The following is a 21,952-nucleotide window of genomic DNA, read 5'->3' as shown; positions in this document are numbered from 1 at the left end:
TCGAGCATAACAAAGATATCAGTTGAAATTTATAGCTTTTAGCAATCACAGTATAACGGTGAGCCTATAAATTAACCGGGATTGCATACTTATAAACTTCGCTTGTGGGCAGGCTTGATGGTAATTTTGTCACCGCGCTTGAAAATCAGGCAATAAGCATCACATTATCTGCATATTGCATATGAAAAATAGGTTGCAGGTGAACGAGAACGCGCGTCCCCATATTGAAAAAATCCTGGCGAATATGACCACACTTCCGGGGGTATACCGGATGTATGGCAAGGATGGCGAATTGCTGTATGTGGGCAAGGCAAAAAACCTGAAAAACCGCGTATCCAGTTATTTCGTCAAGACCCTTGAACATCCGAAAACCCAAGCATTGGTGGCGCGGATTTATGATATTCAGACTTTGGTGGTGCGTTCTGAAACCGAAGCGTTACTGTTAGAGCAGAATCTGATCAAGCTGCATCGTCCGCCATATAACATCATGCTGCGCGATGATAAATCCTATGTCTATATCTTTGTATCTAGTGATAAACCTTATCCACGGATTGCAGCAGGTCGAGGCAAGGGCAAGCATCAACCGGGCAAGTTTTTTGGACCTTATCCAAGTGCTTACAATGCCAAGGATACCCTGATCGTTTTACAGAAACTGTTTAATGTGCGCCAGTGTGAAAACAGCTATTTTGCACAGCGTAAGCGTCCCTGCCTGCAATACCAGATCAAGCGTTGCTCAGGCCCCTGTGTTGGACTGATTTCACCTGAAGACTATCAGGAAGATGTCAACAACTCGATTCGCTTCTTGCAAGGCGATACCAAGGAGCTGAATCAGCAGCTGATTGCTAAAATGGAAGCTGCTGCCGAACAGCTAGAATTTGAAAAGGCTGTATTTTATCGGGACCGTATGGCTCTGTTACGTGATGTTCAAGCTAATCAGGCGATCTACAAGGTCAAAGGTGAAGCCGACATTCTGGCGATTGCCCATCAGGCCGGCGTGACCTGCGTACAGATTATGCATGTGCGTAATGGTAAAATGCTGGGGGGTAAAAGCTATTTCCCGGATATCCAGGGTGATGATCTCAGTCAGATGCTGAGTGATTTTATTGCCAACTTCTATTTCCAGGTTGCGGATGAAATTCCAGCAGAACTGATCGTCAATGTAGAAGTGACTGATCGTAACGAGCTGGAACAGGCATTGGCCCAGCATTTTGATAAAAAAATCCAGATTAAATCCAAGGTCCGCGAAACCCGTGCCGAATGGCTGGAACTGGCACAAATGAATGTGTTGCAAGGGATTAAATCGAAACTGGCGAATCACTTTGAACTGAATGAGCGTTTCCATCAGCTGGAGCAGGTGGTGGGACATCCTGTGGACCGGATTGAGTGTTTTGATATCTCACATACCATGGGGGAGGAAACGGTCGCATCCTGTGTGGTGTTTGATAGTGGCGGTGCGCGTAAGCGGGATTATCGCCAGTTCTCGATTAACGACATTACCGAAGGCGATGACTATGCTGCAATGCGTCAGGCGTTGACCCGACGTTATAAAAAGCACATGTTGCCCGACCTGTTACTGATTGATGGGGGTAAGGGACAGCTGCATATGGCAATGGAAGTCATGCAGGGTCTTGGTCTGGACGCTTTTATGGTGGGTGTATCCAAAGGTGAGGGACGTAAACCAGGCTTAGAAACTTTACATTTTACTGATGGCACCAAGATTCAACTTCCCGAAGATCATAAAGCCCTGCATCTGATTCAACAGGTACGGGATGAAGCACACCGCTTTGCAATCACCAAACACCGTGCCAAACGCGACAAGAAACGAGGCTCTTCAGTTCTGGAAGTGATTCCCGGTCTGGGCCCAAAACGCCGTCGTGACCTGCTGACCCATTTCGGCGGCATTCAAGGTGTGCTGAAGGCTTCAGAGAAAGACTTGATGTTAGTACCAGGCTTAGGTGAAGTCATGGCTCGTACTATTTATAAAGTACTGCATGAATAAAAATCCAAATTAAATCATTTGCCAAAGTGCTCAGTGACGGAGAAGTCATTGAGCATTCACATCAATTCAAATTTATTGAATGATATCAGAACTAAAATGAACCACAGGGATGCACAATGACACTGGAACAGGTGTATGCAGCGATTGCTGTTGAGGAATGGGTTGATCTTCCAGCAGGATGGTTACAAGGACGGACCCTGTATGGTGGTCTGGCTGCGGCGATGATGATGCAAAAAGCGGTGCTGAGCATTAATGACGCGGCGAAACATCTTTTAAGCACCAGCGTAACTTTTGTGGGGCCGGTCCAGCAACGGCCAGTCAGGTTAACTGCAGAAATTCTGCGTGAGGGTAAATCCGTCACTACGGTTGAAGTTCGCCTGTGGCAGGATGATGCAGTGCAGAGTATCTTGTTAGCCAGTTTTGGTGTAGCACGTGACTCGACTATTCAAGTACATCAGGAGCCATCTGCTCCGGATTATCCAGCTCCAGAAAGCCTGTTTAGCATTCCTCCAAACGTAGGTATGCCGGAATGTTACCAGCAGTTTGAGGTTCGTTGGGCTGAAGTGAATTTGCCATGCACGGGGAGTGATCATCCTGATTTTAGCGGATGGTGCCGTTTTGATCCGGAAAGACATGCAAACCGCAAATTTGAAGTTGCTGACCTGATGGCAATTTTTGATATCTGGCCACCCGGTGTATTGCCGATGTTTAAGCAGATTGCACCAGCCAGCAGCCTCAACTGGACGGTGACCTATGTGCATCCAGTACAACATCAGTTGAATGATTGGTTTAAATATAAAGTATTTACTGATCATGCAGCAGATGGCTACGCGACAGAACATGCCTATCTGTGGGATGCTGAAAATCGCCTGATTGCGATTGCCAGACAGACAGTGACAGTGTTTGCCTAGTGACACTGCTGGCCAATTCGTATAAAGTGAAGCCTATTAACGATGGATCAAACCTCAATAAAAGTGTGCATTTTCATCGTACATGAGGGGAACAATTGGCGGTGTCTATGACTACAGGTCGTATCCTGAATATTCCAAACATCTTGACCTTGGCACGTATTGTCCTGATTCCAGTCTTTCTATTGGTGGCCTATTGGCCGCCGGCGATGGGGATTGATGAAAGCAATCCGGATATGACGCGTCATATGCTGTTGACTGCAATTTTTGTGGTTGCGGCGGTAACGGACTGGTTTGATGGCTATCTGGCGAGAACATTGAATCAGACTTCGGCTTTTGGTCGATTCCTGGATCCGGTGGCAGACAAGCTGATGGTTGCAGCTGCACTGATTGTACTGGTGCAATGGCAGCCTTCGATCTCCATGGCCTTTGCTGCAATTGTGATTATCTCGCGGGAAATTACGGTATCAGCTTTACGTGAATGGATGGCTGAACTGGGTGCGCGAACCAGTGTGGCGGTGTCTACAGTCGGCAAATACAAGACCGCCTTCCAGATGATCGCAATTACCGTATTTCTGCTTAACTGGCAGCCGCTAGATATGCTGGCTTATGCATTGCTCTATACTGCAGTTGTGCTCACCTTATGGTCGATGTTTATCTACCTGAAAGCGGCTTGGCCCTACCTGAAACAGCCTTAATCGAATATTGAATCAAGCCCCAGTCACTGGGGCTTTTTTATGGGGTATAGTAATTTGTAGGCAAAAAAATACCCAGCCTTTGGGGGAAGAACTGGGATAAAATCGGGGATATTTATCGCTATTATACAAAGATGTTGCCATCCTCTTAATTGCTATTATAGGAAATCCATTTTTTAATTCATGTACATTCTTGTAGTGTAATGTTGCATTTCTATAGTGGCATGTATCTGCCGTTTACAATCTATTATTTTGAAATGAATGAAGGGTTTAAATCTAATAAGACTCATAATTAAATTCTTTAAATCGAATAAGTAAATTCAGCATTTTTAAACTTAATTGATTAGTAAAACTTCATATTTACAATAAATTTAATCTATAAAATAAATAACATTGAGAAAAAATGATCTTAAAACTGATGCAATCTGTTGTTCTGAGAAGTTTAGGAAAAGAGGCAGGATATGATCTATTGATTAGAAAATAGATAACTAGATGAAGGGAATTCTAGGGATTTAATTTGCTTATTTACGGTACATTTCTGCAATCAAGAGAAAGGTAGGTGGAAAAATTAAAAAAACGCTTTAAGAAACCTTTTTCGGATTTTACTTGAGAGGACGGTTCCTGTCTTTAATCATGTTGAGCGTCATATAAAGAGTCTGTCTAATGATGGAGATTCTTTTTAAATTAAAGCTTACGCGCAGCATGGCTGCTTGTCTTACGGCGTGGCAGAGCAGTGCTCTATCAAAGAAAAAGAGCCGCATAAGAGACTCTTTTAAAATTAAAGCCTACGCCCACCTGCGGTGTTTGTCTGGCGGCGTGGCGGTATAGTGCATAAAAAAGGAGTCTTCTTAGACTCCTTCTTGACATTTGAAACTACGCGCTTCGCTTGTCTTGAGTAATTTTTAGAGCAGTGCATAAAAAAGAATCCCCAAGTTGGGGATTCTTTTAGATTAAAGCCTACGCGCAGCATAGCTGCTTGTCTTGCGGCGTGGCAGAGCAGTGCTCTTACAAAGAAAAAGAGCCTCATAAGAGACTCTTTTCTAATTAAAGCCTACGCACACCTTTGGTGTTTGTCTTGCGTAAAACTTAAAGCAACGCTTTAAGTTTTACTCAGGCTTTAGCCCTTCAGCTTTTTCCAATGATTCATCATTATTGAAAAACTTCTCACGTTGTTCTTCAAGGAACTTTTTCGCATCCGCTTCAAACACGTTTAAACGCTTTTCATTGATCAGCGTAGTTTGATGCTTCAGCCATTCCTGCCAAGCCTGTTTAGATACAGTATCAAACAGTTCCTGACCCTTTGCACCTGGGAATGGTGCAAAGTCTAAGCCTTCCATTTCTTTTTGATACTTACGGCAAAATACTTGTCGAGACATATCAATACTCCGAATTTAAGATAGCGCAATTAAGCGTAAAGTTTTTCCAGACGTGCATAAGCGCGTTCGATTGCTGCTGCGACTTGTACAGGTGCAGTACCACCAATGTGGTTACGCGCATTTACAGAGGCTTCTAAAGTTAATGCTTTTTCAAATACATCTGCTTGAATCAGATCAGAGAACTGTTGCAGTTGCTCAAGTGTCAGTTCAGACAGGTCTTTACCTTCCTGCACGCCTAGAGCTACCGCTTTACCCACAATTTCATGGGCATCACGGAAAGCCACGCCATTTTTTACCAGATAATCTGCCAAGTCAGTAGCCGTTGAGAATCCACGAAGCGCTGCTTCACGCATGATTTCGATATTTGGAACCAGTGCAGGAATCATATCCGCAAATGCCATCAATGAACCACGAACGGTATCGATTGCATCAAATAGTGGTTCTTTGTCTTCCTGATTGTCTTTATTGTAGGCTAATGGCTGACCTTTCATTAGAGTCAACAAGCTCATCAAGTCGCCATACACACGGCCAGTCTTACCACGGATCAGCTCAGGGACATCCGGATTTTTCTTCTGTGGCATGATCGATGAACCAGTACAGAAACGGTCCGGAATATTCACAAACTTGAATTGTGCAGAAGTCCACAAAATCATTTCTTCAGACATGCGAGACAGGTGCATCATGATTAAAGATGCTGCTGCATTGAATTCGATGCCGAAGTCACGATCAGAAACAGCATCTAATGAGTTTTCAGCTACTGCTTCAAAACCTAGCAGTTCAGCTGTATAAGCACGGTCGATTGGATAAGTTGTGCCTGCTAAAGCAGCAGAACCCAATGGCATACGGTTAACGCGTTTACGGCAGTCAATCAGACGTTCAGAGTCACGTACCAGCATTTCAAACCAAGCCATCAAGTGGTGACCAAAAGTCACAGGCTGTGCCGTTTGCAGGTGAGTAAAACCAGGCATGATGGTATTGGTATTTTTCGCTGCCAAGCTCAAAATGCCTTTTTGTAATTTCTCTAATAATTTTAGGATGGCATCAATTTCATCACGGACATAAAGGCGGATGTCGGTTGCCACCTGGTCATTACGGCTACGGCCAGTATGTAATTTTTTACCTGTAATACCGATACGCTGAGTCAGACGTGACTCAATGTTCATGTGCACATCTTCAAGGTCAATGCGCCACTCGAAATTACCTGCTTCAATATCTGCCTTAATCGCAGTCAGGCCTTCAATGATGTCATCACGTTCTTGTTCAGTCAGCACGCCCACTTTTGCAAGCATGGTTGCATGCGCAATTGAACCCGCAATATCTTGTTTATAAAAACGTTGGTCAAATTGTACAGATGCTGTAAATTCAGCAACAAAAGCATCAGTCGCTTCAGAGAAACGACCGCCCCACATACCCGAAGTCTGGGCTTGTGATGGATTTGAGGAATTAGAAGATGTGGTCATGTCGGCTCAATAAGATTAAAAGCAGTAGAACGAAAAAGAGTATAGCAAATTCAACGGCTGTTGCCGAAGTCTCATCTGCTCAATCTGTTACAGATCCGATGGGGCAGCAACAATCTTCTTATTTTTTTGGCCAGATTGGCAATTGGCGTTATCTGCTGGAACTGTTTGTTGGCGGTAATGTTTTGGCTTTGGTACTGAGTCTGGCAGAAGCCCAGTCTTGGCAAGCGCTCAATTTTATGCACTTGCTGCAATACATCCTCTATATTAACTGGGTGTTGCTATCATTTGCGGCTTGTGTAGAACTGTTTCACCAGTATTTTGATCGTATGGGGATCAAATCTGCATTGATTACCGGATTCTTGTTCTTACAGGCTATCGTGCTGGTAACGACAGTTAGTTTAAACATTCTGATACATTTTGGGATAAATTTTCATCTGCATGATCTTACATCTGAAATTGCTTTTAAGCAGGTCGGAATGCACCTGAGTTTTGGAATTTTGCTCGGAACTTTCTGTTTTCGTTATCTTTACTTAAGGGAGCAATGGACACGTCAACGCCATAGCGAGTTAAATTCACGGATTCAGGCCATGCAGGCCCGGATTCAACCACATTTTTTATTTAATAGTTTAAATAGTGCTATCAGCCTGATCAGTATTGATCCCGATAAAGCGGAACATATGCTGCTTAATCTGTCCCGACTGTTTCGTGCCAGCTTTCAGGAATTAAAGCTGGTCAGCTTGCAAGAAGAAATCGATTTGTGCAAACGTTATCTGGAGATTGAGCAAATCCGGCTTGGTGATCGTTTGCAGGTTGAATGGAAATTAGAAAACAAAGACTTATACTCACAAGTCCAAATTCCATTACTGACTTTACAACCCCTATTAGAAAATAGTATTTTCCATGGAGTTGAAAAAATTCTAACAAAGAGTACGATAAGCGTATTGATTGAAATCCTGCAAAATCAAATTAATATTATTATAACAAACCCATATTCACAGGATCATGCAGCATTAAAGCGGGGAAATGGTATTGCAATTGAAAATGTTCGACAGCGTTTGAAGGCCTATTATGGCCCGAGAGTAACCTTTAGAACCTATGCCGGTAAGGGAATTTTTACGACGGTTGTGCAATATCAGTATAAATAACAATAAAATGCAGTTAACTTAACAACAATGACATGCCGTTAACTGAAGGAGGATAAATGGACATCCTGATCTGTGATGATGAGCCTCTTGCTATAGAGCGTTTGGCACGCCTGGTCAGCCAGCTCGGCCATACTGTGGTTGCAACCGCAACCCATGGTCAGCAAGCCCTTGATCTGGCCCATCAGCACGAGCCCGATGTCATTCTATTAGATATTCAAATGCCCGAAATGGACGGTCTGCGTTGCGCACAACATCTGCACCAGCTTGACCCAATGCCGGCAATTGTTTTTTGTACGGCCTATGACCACCATGCGCTTGATGCATTCAAGTCGAATGCAGAAGGCTACTTGCTCAAACCAGTGATGCAACAGGAGTTAGCACAGGTATTCGAGCATTTAACCAAACTTACCCAAGCTCAGATGAGCCAACTAAAACAAAAAGAAAATATGGAAGAACTCAATATCAGCCGCCATCAGATTGCGGCAAAGACTTATCGCGGGGTGGAGCTTGTCCCTGTGGAAAATATTTACTATTTCCTGGCTGATCAGAAATATGTCACGGTACGGCATAAAAATGGCAGTGTCCTGATCGATGAAACATTAAAGGACTTGGAACAGGAATTTGGCCAGAATTTTATCAGGATTCACCGCAATGCGCTGGTGTCTGTAAACTATCTGGATGGGCTGGAAGTGGTCAGTTCGGGGCAGTATCAGGTGCGTTGCCGTGAGCTGGATGAAAGACTTGCAGTAAGTCGGCGCCATTTACCATTTTTACGTGAACGCATTCATAAGCTCTGAAGCGTATGGGATCGGGTTGCAGTTGAAACTTGCATAAATTCACTTGCATTTTAAAGTGATCAGGTTAAGTTTAGACTATTGTTCTCATTCACTGTATTTGAAATTTATGAAGACCCTAAAAATTGCAACTCGACAAAGTCCTCTTGCACTATGGCAAGCGGAGCATATCCGTGCACGTCTGCAGGAACTGCATGCCGACCTTCAGGTCGAGTTGGTCACGTTTGTGACACAGGGTGATAAAATTCTTGATACCCCATTGGCAAAAATTGGTGGCAAGGGCCTGTTTGTTAAAGAACTTGAGGCTGCATTACTGGATGGTCGTGCAGACTTGGCCGTGCATTCCATGAAAGATGTACCCATGGCACTGCCTGAAGGTTTAAGTCTTGCGGTGATCTGCGAACGTGAAGATCCATTGGATGCTTTTGTCTCTAATAGCTATACCAGCTTTGACGAGCTGCCACAGGGCGCTAAAGTAGGCACATCCAGTCTGCGTCGTAAGAGCCAGATTTTAAAGGCACGTCCGGACCTTGAGATCATTGATCTGCGAGGTAATGTCGGCACACGGCTGTCGAAACTCGATGCAGGCAATTACGATGCTATTATTCTTGCCAGTGCCGGTTTAAAACGTCTGGGATTGGCAGATCGTATTCGTCATACGCTTAAGCCTGCGGTCAGTTTACCAGCTGTGGGACAGGGTGCGCTTGGTCTTGAATGTCGTGATCGTGATCAGGCTGTACTTGACCTGATCCTGCCACTGTTACATGCTGAAACTGATGCCTGTGTTCGTGCTGAACGCGCATTTAATGCCTATCTGGAAGGCGGTTGTCAGGTGCCGATTGCAGGTTATGCAACTTTACAGGATGGTAAAATTGCTATTGAAGGCCGTGTGGGTAGCGTGGATGGTGCCACCTTATTAAAAGCAGAATTACAGGGTGATGTAAATCAGGCAGAGCACCTCGGTGTGATTCTGGCACAGAATTTACTGGCCCAAGGTGCGGGTGATTTGCTTAAAGCACTATATTCATAAGATTCATGCTGTTTATCAATACTCGCCCTCAGGATCGTGCTGTCCGACTCACACAGCAGTTACAGGCAGCACAAATTCCTGTGGTAGAGCTACCTTTGCTGGAACTGGTTGCACAGCCTTATTCAGCAGAATTGGATAGCTTGTATCAGCAGTTGAATCGTGCTCAAGTCATTGTGGTGGTGAGTCCGACTGCGGTGCAGATTGGCATGCAATATCTGGCGCAGGCAGGCATTGAACTGGCTACATTGGCCTATATACAGTGGATTGCTGTAGGGCGCAGCACTGAACAGGCATTGCTACAATATGGCATTCAAAGTCATGTGCCTGAGGTTGAAACCTCTGAAGGAATGCTACAATTACCGATTTTGGAGAGTCTTGAAAAAGATACTGTTGTAGCCTTTTGGCGAGGTGAGGGCGGTCGATTATTTATGATGGACCATTTGCGTCAACAGGGCGTTGAAGTACTAAATTTTGTACTGTATCAACGTCAGTGTCCGGTTCAGTCACAGCAGGCTATAGCTGCGCTCTTGCCTCGATTGCAGGACAATCGTCATTATGTGGTTCTGATGAGTAGTGAAGCCAGCTGGTTAAACTGGGTGCAGCTAATGCAGCAGGAAATCTCCTTGATCAGCAAGGGAATTTATTTGGTTTTAGGCCCACGTTTGGCCGCTATTTTAGGGGAATACCGTCAACATCATGCTGCAGCATTTGAGTATATACAACTCGAGAACCTGAGCAGCGATGTGATCGTACGGGAGATGAAGCGAGTACTGGGGAACTCATGAAGAAAATTTTAATCGTGCTGTTCATTGTGGCATTCGCCTGGATGGTCAAAATCAGTTATGACCTGTTCAGTTTGCGCCAGGCCCATACAGAACTCAGCTCCAGCTTTACTCTATTGCAGCAGCAAAATGCCAGTTTGAATGACAAGGTGGTTGCACTTAAACGCCAGGTAACTGAACAGCGCCAGGATGCACCAGCTGTATTCAACTCACAGATAGCTACTGCACCTGAATCGCATGATGCCGAACTGGTTCGTCAGCAACTCAGCCTGATTGAGTTCGCTTTGCAGCAGCAGCAATACAGCACAGCATTGGAAAAACTCAGTCAGCTGCAACTGGATTTGCCGAATTATACGCTTGCACCGGCTTTATTAGACGGTTTGGAGCGTGTACTCAGTAAAGATCAGGTAATGTTGCAACAGTTCATCAATAGTCGTCTGGTACAGCAGAATAAAATCCGGGATTTACTTAATCAAATGGATGCTGAAATTGCCAGGGAGTTAAAAGCCCAGCACAGTGCCACACCGGCAGAGTCTGGTTCCTTCTGGCGCAATCTGATTCAAATTGAAGCTGTGCAGCAGCCAAGTACGGTGTTAATGCAGCGAGGACTAGTGTTGAAAGAGGCGCAATTACGTTTATTGATGGCACAAAACGCGCTACAGCAAAGTCAGCAAATTCCTTTCCAGCAATCGCTTGGTGCCGTGGCTGAAGTCCTCAAACAATTACCGGATGCAAAAAGCCAGCAATGGGTTAAACAGCTGGAACAGATCCGCACCATACCGCTGACACCGGTTCCTCCTCTGAATGCCCGTACCTTAATGAGCTGATCGCTTATGAAACAGATTCTGCTTGCCTATTTATTTGTCAGTCTGCTCGGTATTGCGGCTTTAAGTCTACTCAGTTACGGTCACGGACCAGGGTATGTCTATCTGTACTGGCGTAACTGGCAGGTACAGACCAGTCTATGGATACTGGCAGCGCTACTGGTTACGATCAGCTTTGTCATGCATATGCTGTGGTATGCGGTTACGCGTTATCTGAATCGCGAGCAGCGCAAAAAACAGCGCGTTTTCAGTTTTCATCATTTACATCCTTATGAACAACTGGCAGTGGTGTGGCTGCTCAATGCCTCACAGGATCAACGTGATTTCATTCAGCAGTCTTTTGCCCAGTCTGGATTATTAAAAGATATTATTCATGCACGTTTGTCTTGGGGGCAGCAGGATTTTGATGAGGCTTTGAAATCTTTAAATCAGTCTAATCCGATGGCATTTGAACTGGCTGAATTACAGCGTATTGAAGTGTACTTATCGCAACAGGATGGTCAGCAGGCATTAACCCATCTTGAATTCTTAAATCAGCATGAATTATCCCCGTGGCTGTTTAAAGTTAAATCAGCTTATGAGCAGCGATTAACCAAATTATGGGGACAATTTGCCTTAAAATTTCCCTGGTTGTATTTAAGATCAACCCAATATGGTCATTTAGAGCAAAATACTAAAACACTTTGGCTAGAACAATTATTACTGGCTTTTGAACAAGCCGATCAGGAAGATTTAAAATACTTGCAACAGCGTTATGTTGACTTAAGCGAAGAAATATTTAAACGTGACTATACGGTCAAACTATTGTGGTTGAAATTGTTATTTAAAATGCCTGAAATGAGTGCCGAGCATGAAGCGCTAGCAGTACATTTACTGGAACAGCAATTTAATCAGGACGTATTTTATTTATGGTTCCAGCAACAATTACTTCGACAAAATCCTGATTATGAAGTTATTAACCAGCAAATTTCATTATGGGAAGAAAAATATACAGCAGTGCCGGTCTTAACATTTGCCAAATGGCATGTACTGCAAGCTGCGGGTCGAGTAGAGGAAGCCCAGCAACTGCTTGCACTCTATCCAGATGATGTGCGTATGAGTTATCTGCGCATTAAATCTGCCTTGCAGGGGCAGGATGAGTTACAACAACAACTGAATCAGGTGTTTGAATCAAATGCCAATTTTATTGATACAAGAATATAGGGGATAATATATGGAATCACTTGCGCAGTATCCAGTGATTTTTGAGCAACGCGTGGCTTGGGGTGATATGGATGCCTTTGGTCATGTTAATAATGCGGTGTATTATCGTTATATTGAAAGTGCCCGACTGGCTTATCTGGATCGATTAAATATACTGGTTGGTCCATTATTAACTGTTGTGGCTACGAATCAATGTCGTTATTTAAAGCCGGTGGTTTATCCAGATCAACTTAAAATCGGTGCACGTATTGAAGATATAGGTACTACCTCATTTCGTATGAGTTATTTATTATGGAGTGAGCAGCAGCAAAGTGTGGTGGCAATTTCTGAAGCGGTTCTGGTTTGCATAAATAAAAATAGCATGCAAAAAATGCCAATTCCTGAAGATGTACAGGAAATAATAAGAAATTTAGAAAATACGGTTGAACATACAGTTTAAAATACGAGAAAATTATTTAATTTTGTAATTAATTTTATTATTTGTTGTTATCCGTTCAAATTTTTTTATTGAATATTTTATTTAATCTAAATATTATGAAAAAGTTATTTATAAAACGAATAATATTATTTTTATGGAGAGAGTGATGCCAGACATTACGAATTTATCAGTTGAAGAGTTAAAGCGTTTACAAGCTGAAGCTGAAGCATTAATTGCGTCTAAAAAAGACCAGGAAATCGAAGATGCTTATAATCAGGTATTAAGCATTGCAGAAAAAGTAGGTATGAGCATTGAACAGTTGCTCGAGTTCGGTGCCTCTAAGCGCAAGAAATCATCTCGCAAGACTGTAGAACCACGTTACCGCAGTAAAGCAAATCCGGAAGAAACCTGGACAGGTCGTGGTAAACAGCCACGCTGGCTGGTTGCAGAACTGGAACAAGGTGCCAAGCTGGAAGATTTTCTGATCTAAAGATTTGACTGTGAATGTTGTCATAGGTCAGTCATGGAAATGATCTATATATCTTTAACCAAGCATCATTGCTTGGTTTTTTTATGCCCATCAATTGGCGTGGTGAAAAAAGTATGCATAATGTACTTATATTAAGAAAAGAATCATAACCAGGAACTGAAATTGATGGATTGGTTGGGGTGGGATGAGCAGTAAACCGAAAACTTTCAAATGGTTAATTCTTGCCATAGTCGCCTTTTTTATTTTTGTGGTTTTGCAGGTGCCGGCTGCCTGGCTGATTTCAAAATTTTATAAAAATAATCAGGTGCTGCATAACGTCAGTGGCAATATCTGGCAGGGGAGTGCTGACTGGAAAAAAGGTCAATTGCGTGGCAGCCTTAACTGGCAGGTCCGTCCATTGGATTTGCTATTATTGCGTCTCGGGGCAAATGTGGAAGTACATAGCGGCAATACTAAACTTGCCGGTGTAATGGCTTACGGTCTGACCAAAACGCTAGTCGCCAGGAATCTGGAAGGACAGGTCGCACCAGAAACCTTGAAAAATCTGGCAGATTGGCAATGGCCAACCAATGCAATTCAATTTAAGCAGCTCGATTTTAAATATAAGAAACAAAATGGCTTTAGTGATGTGAGTGGTCAGTTGAATTGGACCGGGGGAGAATTGATCTATACCTTTGCACAGCGTCAAGAGCGGATGAGTGTTCCTGTTCTTGCCGGGAAGCTGGCAGATGAGTCAGGTAAATTATTGCTGGATGTTCGCGATAGTCGTGATCAGAAAATGCTGAATATTGAACTTGATCCCGATCTGATGCTGAATGTGCAACTGACACAGCGTATGTTACTGAATGTTCCTTCCTATGAAGGTAAAGCTGGACTGGACACTTATGTCATCAGCACCCGTCAGCCGCTGATGGGAGGCCTAAACTGATGGCCATCAATATAGATAAATTTAAACAGCTGGATCTACAGGCGTTTAATAAAGCGGCACCCGCACTTTTAGTTTTACTGATTCTGTATCTGTGCTGGAAACTGGCAGCCCTATTCTGGCTGGTCGTTGCACCGCCTCAAGCCCTACAGGTAGAACGTGTAGAGCTGGGCTCACAGCAGTCACGGATTCCGAATATCAGCTCTTTCGCCTTATTTCAGGAAACTGGACAAAGTGCGGCAAGTGCGGAAGTCTCCAATATTCTGTTACAAGGGGTGATGGTTGCCAGTCCAAGCTATTTGTCTTCAGCAGTATTGAAGCTGAATGATCAGGTCGATCGCTATCGTGTTGGCGAGAGCTTGGGTAGTAGTGGCTATGAACTGGCTGAAGTGTACTGGGATCGGGTGATCATTCGTCAGCAAAATGGTGCGAGTAAGGAAGTTTTCTTTAAGGGCCTGGAAAATGGCTTAAATCAGCCTTGGCAGAGTAATGAGCAGAAGAGTGGGCGTTCATTGTCATCCTCGAATTGGGGTGGGACGGCGAATCAGCCAACAAATGAGCCTGCTTCACCACAGAATGAGATTAGTCGCGCGATTCAGCAGATGAATGAAAACCGTGAACAGTACCTGGAAAATATGGGAGTTTCTGCAGGTGAAGGGGGTTATGAAGTCACTTCGCGAACTCCGGCAGTGCTGCGTAACCGTCTCGGTCTCAGACCGGGCGACCGGATTGTCTCTCTAAATGGTCAAACCGTCACTGCAGGACAATCTGAAGTACAGTTGCTGGAACAGGCACGACAGCAGGGCCAGGTAAAACTTGAAATTAAACGTGGTGATCAGGTGATGACCATTCAACAGGATTTAAAGTGATGTGTCATCACATATAGGGTTGGGAAGCATTTAGGTTTATGGCTTTATTTAATAATAATCGATCAGCATGGGCGCTTTGTGTTGCCGCACCTCTGGTGGCTATGGTCAGTACCGCAACTTATGCGCAGACCTGGAAAATCAATCTGCGTGATGCAGACCTGGCTGCTTTTATTAATGAAGTAGCCGATATTACGGGGAAAAATTTTGCCGTTGATCCAAGGGTGCGCGGCAATGTCACAGTCATTTCAAACCGGGCATTAAACCGGGCTGAAGTCTATGATCTGTTTCTTGGCGTCTTGAATGTTAATGGTGTCGTGGCGATCCCGTCCGGGAATACCATCAAACTGGTGCCAGACAATAACGTCAAGAACTCCGGTATTCCGTATGATGCCCGTAACCGTGCGACTGGTGACCAGATTGTGACCCGAGTAATCTGGCTGGAAAATACCAATCCGAATGACCTGATTCCAGCACTACGCCCACTAATGCCGCAGTTCGCCCATTTAGCGGCTGTGCCAGGAACCAATGCCTTAATCGTTTCCGATCGCGCTAGCAATATTTACCAGCTGGAAACGATTGTGCGTAACCTGGATGGTACCGGTCAGAATGATCTGGAAGCCATTACCTTACAGTCGAGTCAGGCTGAGGAAATGATTGGCCTGATTGAGTCCATGACAGCTACAGGTGCTGCCAAGGATTTAAAAGGCGCACGTGTACGAGTTATGGCAGATCAGCGGACCAACCGGATTATCATCAAAGGCGATACCGCAACCCGTAAGCGTATTCGCCAGATTATTGAAACGCTGGATGTGCCTGCAGCGGATCGTTTAGGTGGTCTTAAAGTCTTTCGTCTGAAATATGCCAGTGCCAAAAACCTGGCTGAAATTTTACAAGGACTGGTTTCTGGGCAGGTTCAGGGGCGTTCGAGCTCTTCTTCAGAGAACAGCTCCGCAGGAACTTCGCTGAATACATTGGGCAATAACAGCTCTGCATCCAATATGTCTCAGGAAGCTTCCACTTCCGGGATTCAGCTAAATTCAGGATTAGGAAATAACCAGCAAGGAATTACCAGTTTTAATGCCAATGGTGTCAGTATTATTGCTGATGCAACTCAGAATTCATTGGTAGTGAAGGCTGATCCACAACTGATGCGCGAAATCGAGTCGGCGATTAATCAGTTGGATACGCGTCGTCAGCAGGTGTTAATTGAAGCTGCGATTATGGAAGTGGAAGGTACGGATGCTGACCAGCTGGGTGTGCAATGGGCACTTGGTGATCTGAGTAGCGGTATTGGTCTGATTAACTTTGATAACTTTGGTGCCAGCCTGAAAAATATTGCTGCCGGCTATCTGACCGGTGGTGCGGCAGGGGCAGGCAGTGCAATTGGTACAGGGACCTCACTCGTGATAGGTGATTATCGTGAAGGCAGTGATGGTTCCCGAAAGCTCTATGGTGCACTGATTCAGGCACTCAAAGAAACCACGAAGTCGAATCTATTGTCTACGCCATCGATTGTGACCATGGACAATGAAGAAGCCTATATCGTAGTGGGTGAAAACGTTCCATTTGTAACAGGTTCAGTTTCTACGGGTGCGGCAGGTGTTGCCAATCCCTATACCACCATTGAGCGTAAAGATGTGGGTGTGACATTAAAAGTCATTCCGCATATTGGTGAAAATGGAACCGTACGTCTGGAAGTCGAGCAGGAGGTTTCTGCAGTTGCACGTGATAAGGGGCAGGCATCAGATCTGGTCACTAGTAAACGTGCCATTAAAACTTCAATTCTGGCTGAACATGGTCAAACCATTGTGCTCGGTGGTCTGATTTCAGATAACACCAGCTACGGTCGTCAGGCGGTACCGGGTTTGGGTGCAATCCCTGGTTTAGGGCGTTTATTCCGCTCGGAAGGTAAATCCAATCAGAAGCGTAACCTGCTGATTTTTATTCACCCAACGATTGTGGGGGATAAAAATGAAGTGCGTAAGATTTCCCAGCAGCGTTACAGCCAGCTGTATAGCTTGCAATTGGCGCTAGATTCGGATGGTAATTTTGCCAAACTGCCAGAAAACCTGGATGACGTATATCAACAACGTCTCCCTGTTTCTAAAACACCCGTAGGGTCGAATTACCAAACTGTACCAACTGCACCTGTAGCCTCACAGCCGACGGCAGTAGTCACCACGCCAGTTGCAATTGAACCTGTAGTGCAACAGCAATCTGTGCAACCAGTACAAAATGTAGAAAAAACCCGAAATACAGTGACAACCACGACGTTGCGTCCGAAAAGCTAGAGGTGCGGTAGTTGCAAACAGCATGTTATGATCAACGTAACAGAATAAAAGAGAAGTGGATGTTATGACTTGGAAAATTCAAGCCATTACCGGCGATCTGACGGGACAGGAAATTAGCATTGACCGTGACATGCTGGTGGGTCGTCATCAGGCAGCAGATATTGTGTTGCAGGCTGCAGAAATCTCGCGTAAGCATGCTGCCTTCTTGCTGAAGGAAAATGCACTGTGGGTACAAGACCTGGGTTCTTCAAATGGTACTTTTGTCAATGATATGCGCATTGATTCAGAAGCATTGCTGAAACAGGGTGATATTGTACAGTTTGCCAGCCTAAAATTCTCTGTGCTTGAGCCAGCACAAGAAGTCATCGTCGAACCTGAACTAGAACAAACAGCTGAACGTATTATTGAAGAGGCTGCTGAGAAGACTGCTGCCCATCAGATGAATGATCAGGGTATACCAGAGCTAAAAGAACGTGATGCTGAAGTCCAGTTGACTCGTGATGGTATGCCAACTAATGTCGGTATTCCAAAACCGGCGCCAATTCCTGAAGGTATAGATTTATCTGCGGTTAAATCTGAACCGACACCAATTCCTGTTGAGCAACCGGTTTCTCGTGTAGAAGAAGCGAAGGAACAGCAAAAAAATGCTTCAGTCGGTTTGATTTCTTTAATTGTTATTATGATTTTAGCAATTATGGCCTGGCTATTCTTTAAATAAGCCAAGTATTGGTTACAATCAAGGCATGCAATCGCATGCCTTTTTTGTGGCTGCGTGATGAATAAAGATAAAGAGGGTGGAAATGTCTGTAGCACAACTGGATAAACGTGAGCTGATTTTATTTGATCTAGATGGCACCTTGGTGGATTCTGCTTCTGACCTGTATCGTGCCATGAATATGAGCTTAAATGTGCTGCAATTGCCTTTTGTGACTGAAGAACAGGTACGAGTCTGGATTGGAAAGGGTACTTCGAAGTTTTGTGAAAGCGTACTACTGCACCTGACTGGAAGTTTGGATCCAGCACAGCATCAGGAATTACTAAATACTTTCCTGGAGGTTTACAATGCTGATCCATGTGTCGATACCGTACCATTTCCGGGCATTATTGAATTTCTACAATGGGGTAAAGCACAAGGTAAAAAGCTCATTTGTGTGACCAATAAGCCCGAACAGCCTGCACGCAGTATTTTAGATATTTTGGATATGGCGAAGTATTTTGATGACACTATTGGTGGTGACCGTTTTACCGAGCGTAAGCCGGATCCGCGTCAATTGCTGCATTGTGTCGAGCATTATGCTATCAGCAAAGAGCAGGTGCTGATGATTGGTGACTCGGTGAACGATGTCGAAGCTGCACGCCGTGCCGGTATAGATTGTATTGTAGTCAGCTATGGCTATAATCATGGTGAGAATATAGCAGACAGCCATCCTCAGGAGATTGTGGATGATCTACGTGAACTGCTGGCTTAATTAGGGTATTAGGGAATTAAAATGAATAGTTCTAAGGTTTTTCGATGGCGTCGCTCAGTCCAATTCTATTTACACACTGAGTAACCCTAATTTAAAGAGAAAAACCGAATGACCACTCAAGCACAATTCCAGCAACTTGCTGCGCAAGGCTATAACCTGATTCCCGTTTACCGTCAGCGCCTGGCCGATACTGATACACCCCTTTCTATTTTTGCTCGCCTTAAACAGCATCAACAGGCTTATCTGTTTGAATCTGTGGAGGGGGGCGAGAACTGGGCGCGTTATTCAATCATTGGTTTGGGTGAATCTACCGTGTTCTCCTGTAACGCAGGTGAACTGACGGTACAACATGCCGATGGCTCGATTGCAAAGCAGCACTGTTCAGACCCCTTCCAATACATTCGCGACTTTCAGGCGCAGTTTAAAGTGCCGACTCAAGCAGACTTACCTGCTTTACCAAGTTTTACTGGTGGTCTGGTCGGTTACTTTGGCTATGACTCGGTACGTTATATCGAGCCAAAGCTGAATAACGTCCCTGAGGCCGATCCAGTAGGCTTGCCAGATATCTGGATGATGCTGTCTAAAACAGTGATCGTATTTGATAACTTAAAAGATACCTTGTTCCTGATTGTGCATGCCGATACGAATGATGTTAATGCATATGAAAAAGCACATGAAAAATTAAATGAATTAGAAAATATTTTGGCAACACCAATCAGCCTGAAAGCAGAAAAACATACTCCACCGCATTTTGAGTCATTAACCGGGCATGACAACTTCCTTGCTTCTATTGAAAAAGTGAAAGAGTACATCCGTGCTGGTGATGTGATGCAGGTGGTGCCAGGGCATCGTATGGTCTCTGATTTTGATGGTGAGCCTTTACAAGTCTATCGTGCGTTACGCCACCTTAACCCATCTCCATATCTGTTCTTGGTACAAGGGCAGACCTTAGAAAACAAGACACCATTCCATATTGTCGGTTCTTCACCTGAGATTTTATCTCGTCTGGAAAATGGGATTGCTACTGTGCGTCCCTTGGCAGGGACTCGCCCACGTGGCAAGACCAAAGAAGAGGATTTAGCATTAGAAAAAGATCTGCTTTCTGATGAAAAAGAGATTGCCGAGCATTTAATGCTGATTGATCTGGGCCGAAATGATGTTGGTCGGGTGTCAAAAATCGGTAAAGTGCAAGTGACTGATCAAATGGTGATCGAACGTTATTCGCATGTCATGCACATTGTCTCGAATGTACAAGGTGAAGTACGTGATGATGTTGATGCATTGGATGTTTTTAAAGCAACTTTCCCGGCAGGCACGCTTTCGGGTGCACCAAAAATCCGTGCCATGGAAATTATTGACGAAGTTGAGCCGGTAAAACGTGGAATTTTCGGTGGTGCTGTTGGTTATTTAGGCTGGCACGGCGAAATGGACATGTCGATTGCGATTCGTACCTGTGTCATTCGTGAAAATAAGGTCTATGTTCAGGCCGGAGCAGGGCTGGTTGCCGACTCAAATCCTGAATCTGAGTGGAATGAAACCCAAATAAAAGCTCGCGCAGTGATCAAAGCGGTTGAATTATCATCAAATGGTTTGATTTTATGAGTTTTTGACGTTTTTTTTGAAAAAAACACTTGCATGGTTTCTGAGTTTTGCTAAACTGCACACCGTTCCGATACGAAACGTACGAAACACTAAGAAACGCCGGCATAGCTCAGTTGGTAGAGCAACTGACTTGTAATCAGTAGGTCCACAGTTCGAATCCGTGTGCCGGCACCATCTTAGAGAGTTTCTAGTGTAGAGTAAAGAACAGCACTGATGTAAGTGTAAAAAATGGTGAGGTTCCCGAGCGGTCAAAGGGGGCGGACTGTAACTCCGCTACGAAAGTTTCGAAGGTTCGAATCCTTCCCTCACCACCAATTTTAAGACTTCAATAAGTGGTTTGTACCAACATCGTGCGGGAGTAGCTCAGTTGGTAGAGCGGTAGCCTTCCAAGCTACATGTCGCGAGTTCGACCCTCGTCTCCCGCTCCATTGAAGTACTAATATTTGCTCTTATAGCTCAGTGGTAGAGCACTCCCTTGGTAAGGGAGAGGTCTCGAGTTCAAATCTCGATAAGAGCTCCAGATTACAGTTTATCGCAACATTGTTGCAAAAGATTCCAAAAGCAGGCTATTTAGTCTGCTTTTCAAGTATTGGGCGTTTGATTTTTTTAGGCGATATGTCGGAGCTGAGTTTTACTCAGAATTGTGTTCGACGTAAACGAGGAAGATGAACATGGCTAAGGCTAAGTTTGAACGTAATAAGCCACACGTTAACGTGGGCACAATTGGTCACGTTGACCATGGTAAAACAACTTTAACAGCTGCGATTGCAACTGTATGTGCGAAGAAATTCGGTGGTGAAGCGAAAGACTACGCTGCAATTGACTCTGCACCAGAAGAAAAAGCACGTGGTATTACCATTAACACTTCTCACGTAGAATACGATTCTCCAACTCGTCACTACGCTCACGTAGACTGCCCGGGCCACGCCGATTATGTTAAAAACATGATTACTGGTGCTGCTCAGATGGACGGCGCGATCCTTGTATGTGCTGCGACTGATGGTCCAATGCCACAAACTCGTGAACACATCCTTCTTTCTCGTCAGGTAGGTGTACCTTACATCGTTGTATTCTTGAACAAATGCGACCTTGTAGACGACGAAGAGCTTCTTGAGCTAGTTGAAATGGAAGTTCGTGAACTTCTTTCTACTTACGACTTCCCAGGTGATGACACTCCAGTTATCCGTGGTTCAGCTCTTCTTGCGCTTAACGGCGACGCTGGTCAATATGGTGAAGCTGCAGTTGAAGCTCTTGTTGAAGCGCTTGACTCTTACATCCCAGAACCAGAACGTGCAATCGACCAGGCATTCTTGATGCCAATCGAAGACGTATTCTCAATCTCAGGTCGTGGTACAGTAGTAACTGGCCGTGTTGAGACTGGTATTGTTAAAGTTGGTGAGTCAGTTGAAATCGTTGGTATCCGTGATACACAAACAACAACTGTAACTGGCGTTGAAATGTTCCGTAAACTTCTTGACGAAGGTCGTGCGGGCGAGAACTGTGGTGTTCTTCTTCGTGGTACTAAGCGTGAAGACGTACAACGTGGTCAAGTACTTGCTAAACCAGGTACAATCAAGCCGCACACTAAATTCGACGCAGAAGTATACGTACTTTCTAAAGAAGAAGGTGGTCGTCATACTCCATTCCTTAACGGTTACCGTCCACAGTTCTA

20 protein-coding genes and 4 tRNA genes are annotated in these 21,952 nt (G+C 44.5%); 22 read left to right on the top strand and 2 right to left on the bottom strand.

Annotated elements, in window-relative coordinates; all coding sequences use genetic code 11:
* Positions 1-199 precede the first annotated feature (199 nt).
* The 3 genes from uvrC to pgsA all read left to right on the top strand — a co-directional run bounded on the left by uvrC (position 200) and on the right by pgsA (position 3,605).
* The gene (gene uvrC, locus ACTJIX_RS13885; RefSeq protein ID WP_440611542.1) at positions 200-1,999 is read left to right on the top strand and encodes an excinuclease ABC subunit UvrC; all 1,800 of its coding nucleotides are present in this window, start codon (positions 200-202) and stop codon (positions 1,997-1,999) included.
* A gap of 116 nt (positions 2,000-2,115) precedes the next feature.
* On the top strand, positions 2,116-2,910 hold the full coding sequence (locus ACTJIX_RS13880; RefSeq protein ID WP_163172382.1) for an acyl-CoA thioesterase: 795 nt from the start codon (positions 2,116-2,118) through the stop codon (positions 2,908-2,910).
* A gap of 107 nt (positions 2,911-3,017) precedes the next feature.
* Entirely contained in the window at positions 3,018-3,605 is a 588-nt protein-coding gene (gene pgsA / locus ACTJIX_RS13875; protein ID WP_008302472.1) for a CDP-diacylglycerol--glycerol-3-phosphate 3-phosphatidyltransferase, read from the top strand.
* Between the two features lie 1,103 nt (positions 3,606-4,708).
* Here pgsA and ACTJIX_RS13870 read toward each other — a convergent pair.
* Together ACTJIX_RS13870 and argH are read right to left on the bottom strand one after the other, a co-directional pair.
* Complete coding sequence (locus ACTJIX_RS13870; protein ID WP_005220695.1) at positions 4,709-4,978, bottom strand: oxidative damage protection protein; 270 nt, start codon at positions 4,976-4,978, stop codon at positions 4,709-4,711.
* Between the two features lie 29 nt (positions 4,979-5,007).
* Complete coding sequence (gene argH, locus ACTJIX_RS13865) at positions 5,008-6,438, bottom strand: argininosuccinate lyase (protein WP_017401677.1); 1,431 nt, start codon at positions 6,436-6,438, stop codon at positions 5,008-5,010.
* Here argH and ACTJIX_RS13860 point away from each other — a divergent pair.
* The 19 genes from ACTJIX_RS13860 to tuf all read left to right on the top strand — a co-directional run.
* Positions 6,429-7,583 (top strand): sensor histidine kinase, encoded by a 1,155-nt coding sequence (locus tag ACTJIX_RS13860; protein ID WP_440611539.1) that lies wholly within the window; start codon positions 6,429-6,431, stop codon positions 7,581-7,583. The two genes, argH and ACTJIX_RS13860, sit on opposite strands and share 10 nt — an antisense overlap.
* Positions 7,584-7,639: 56 nt before the next feature.
* Positions 7,640-8,380, top strand: coding sequence for a LytR/AlgR family response regulator transcription factor (locus tag ACTJIX_RS13855; protein ID WP_440611538.1), 741 nt, complete (start codon positions 7,640-7,642; stop codon positions 8,378-8,380).
* 106 nt (positions 8,381-8,486) lie between these two features.
* Positions 8,487-9,407, top strand: coding sequence for a hydroxymethylbilane synthase (gene hemC / locus ACTJIX_RS13850; RefSeq protein ID WP_005220697.1), 921 nt, complete (start codon positions 8,487-8,489; stop codon positions 9,405-9,407).
* A 5-nt stretch (positions 9,408-9,412) separates the two neighbouring features.
* Positions 9,413-10,192: a uroporphyrinogen-III synthase gene (locus ACTJIX_RS13845; RefSeq protein WP_005220698.1), complete on the top strand. Its 780-nt coding sequence runs from the start codon at positions 9,413-9,415 to the stop codon at positions 10,190-10,192.
* Entirely contained in the window at positions 10,189-11,016 is an 828-nt protein-coding gene (locus ACTJIX_RS13840) for a hypothetical protein (protein WP_005220699.1), read from the top strand. Before ACTJIX_RS13845 ends, ACTJIX_RS13840 begins: the two co-directional genes overlap by 4 nt.
* 6 nt (positions 11,017-11,022) lie before the next feature.
* Positions 11,023-12,216 carry a heme biosynthesis protein HemY gene (locus ACTJIX_RS13835; RefSeq protein ID WP_440611537.1) on the top strand — a complete coding sequence of 398 codons (1,194 nt, stop codon included), beginning with the start codon at positions 11,023-11,025 and terminating at the stop codon, positions 12,214-12,216.
* Between the two features lie 10 nt (positions 12,217-12,226).
* Positions 12,227-12,655, top strand: coding sequence for an acyl-CoA thioesterase (locus tag ACTJIX_RS13830; RefSeq protein WP_048882238.1), 429 nt, complete (start codon positions 12,227-12,229; stop codon positions 12,653-12,655).
* A 142-nt stretch (positions 12,656-12,797) separates the two neighbouring features.
* Positions 12,798-13,124, top strand: coding sequence for an H-NS histone family protein (locus tag ACTJIX_RS13825; RefSeq protein ID WP_026056799.1), 327 nt, complete (start codon positions 12,798-12,800; stop codon positions 13,122-13,124).
* A 184-nt stretch (positions 13,125-13,308) separates the two neighbouring features.
* Positions 13,309-14,052, top strand: a complete 744-nt coding sequence (gene gspN, locus ACTJIX_RS13820; protein ID WP_004890585.1) for a type II secretion system protein N — start codon at positions 13,309-13,311, stop codon at positions 14,050-14,052.
* On the top strand, positions 14,052-14,918 hold the full coding sequence (locus ACTJIX_RS13815; RefSeq protein WP_440611536.1) for a type II secretion system protein N: 867 nt from the start codon (positions 14,052-14,054) through the stop codon (positions 14,916-14,918). Before gspN ends, ACTJIX_RS13815 begins: the two co-directional genes overlap by 1 nt.
* Before the next feature lie 38 nt (positions 14,919-14,956).
* Positions 14,957-17,209, top strand: coding sequence for a type II secretion system secretin GspD (gene gspD / locus ACTJIX_RS13810; RefSeq protein ID WP_440611535.1), 2,253 nt, complete (start codon positions 14,957-14,959; stop codon positions 17,207-17,209).
* 64 nt (positions 17,210-17,273) lie between these two features.
* Positions 17,274-17,927 (top strand): FHA domain-containing protein, encoded by a 654-nt coding sequence (locus ACTJIX_RS13805; RefSeq protein ID WP_440611534.1) that lies wholly within the window; start codon positions 17,274-17,276, stop codon positions 17,925-17,927.
* Between the two features lie 82 nt (positions 17,928-18,009).
* On the top strand, positions 18,010-18,678 hold the full coding sequence (locus ACTJIX_RS13800; protein WP_440611533.1) for a phosphoglycolate phosphatase: 669 nt from the start codon (positions 18,010-18,012) through the stop codon (positions 18,676-18,678).
* A 108-nt stretch (positions 18,679-18,786) separates the two neighbouring features.
* Positions 18,787-20,280, top strand: a complete 1,494-nt coding sequence (trpE, locus tag ACTJIX_RS13795; RefSeq protein WP_312051050.1) for an anthranilate synthase component I — start codon at positions 18,787-18,789, stop codon at positions 20,278-20,280.
* Positions 20,281-20,378: 98 nt separating this feature from the next.
* A tRNA-Thr gene (locus ACTJIX_RS13790) sits at positions 20,379-20,454 on the top strand.
* A 56-nt stretch (positions 20,455-20,510) separates the two neighbouring features.
* Positions 20,511-20,594: transfer RNA gene (locus tag ACTJIX_RS13785), tRNA-Tyr, on the top strand.
* Positions 20,595-20,632: 38 nt separating this feature from the next.
* Positions 20,633-20,708 (top strand) — tRNA-Gly (locus tag ACTJIX_RS13780).
* Positions 20,709-20,725: 17 nt separating this feature from the next.
* A tRNA-Thr gene (locus tag ACTJIX_RS13775) sits at positions 20,726-20,800 on the top strand.
* Between the two features lie 151 nt (positions 20,801-20,951).
* A partial coding sequence (gene tuf / locus ACTJIX_RS13770; RefSeq protein WP_440611478.1) for an elongation factor Tu occupies positions 20,952-21,952 on the top strand: 1,001 nt, incomplete at its 3' end.

Origin of the sequence: Acinetobacter sp. 22323, from assembly GCF_052044895.1 — a bacterium.
Taxonomy (GTDB): Bacteria; Pseudomonadota; Gammaproteobacteria; order Pseudomonadales; family Moraxellaceae; genus Acinetobacter; species Acinetobacter schindleri.
Note: the sequence above shows the minus strand (reverse complement) of the source record. Positions and strands in the feature narration are given on the sequence as shown.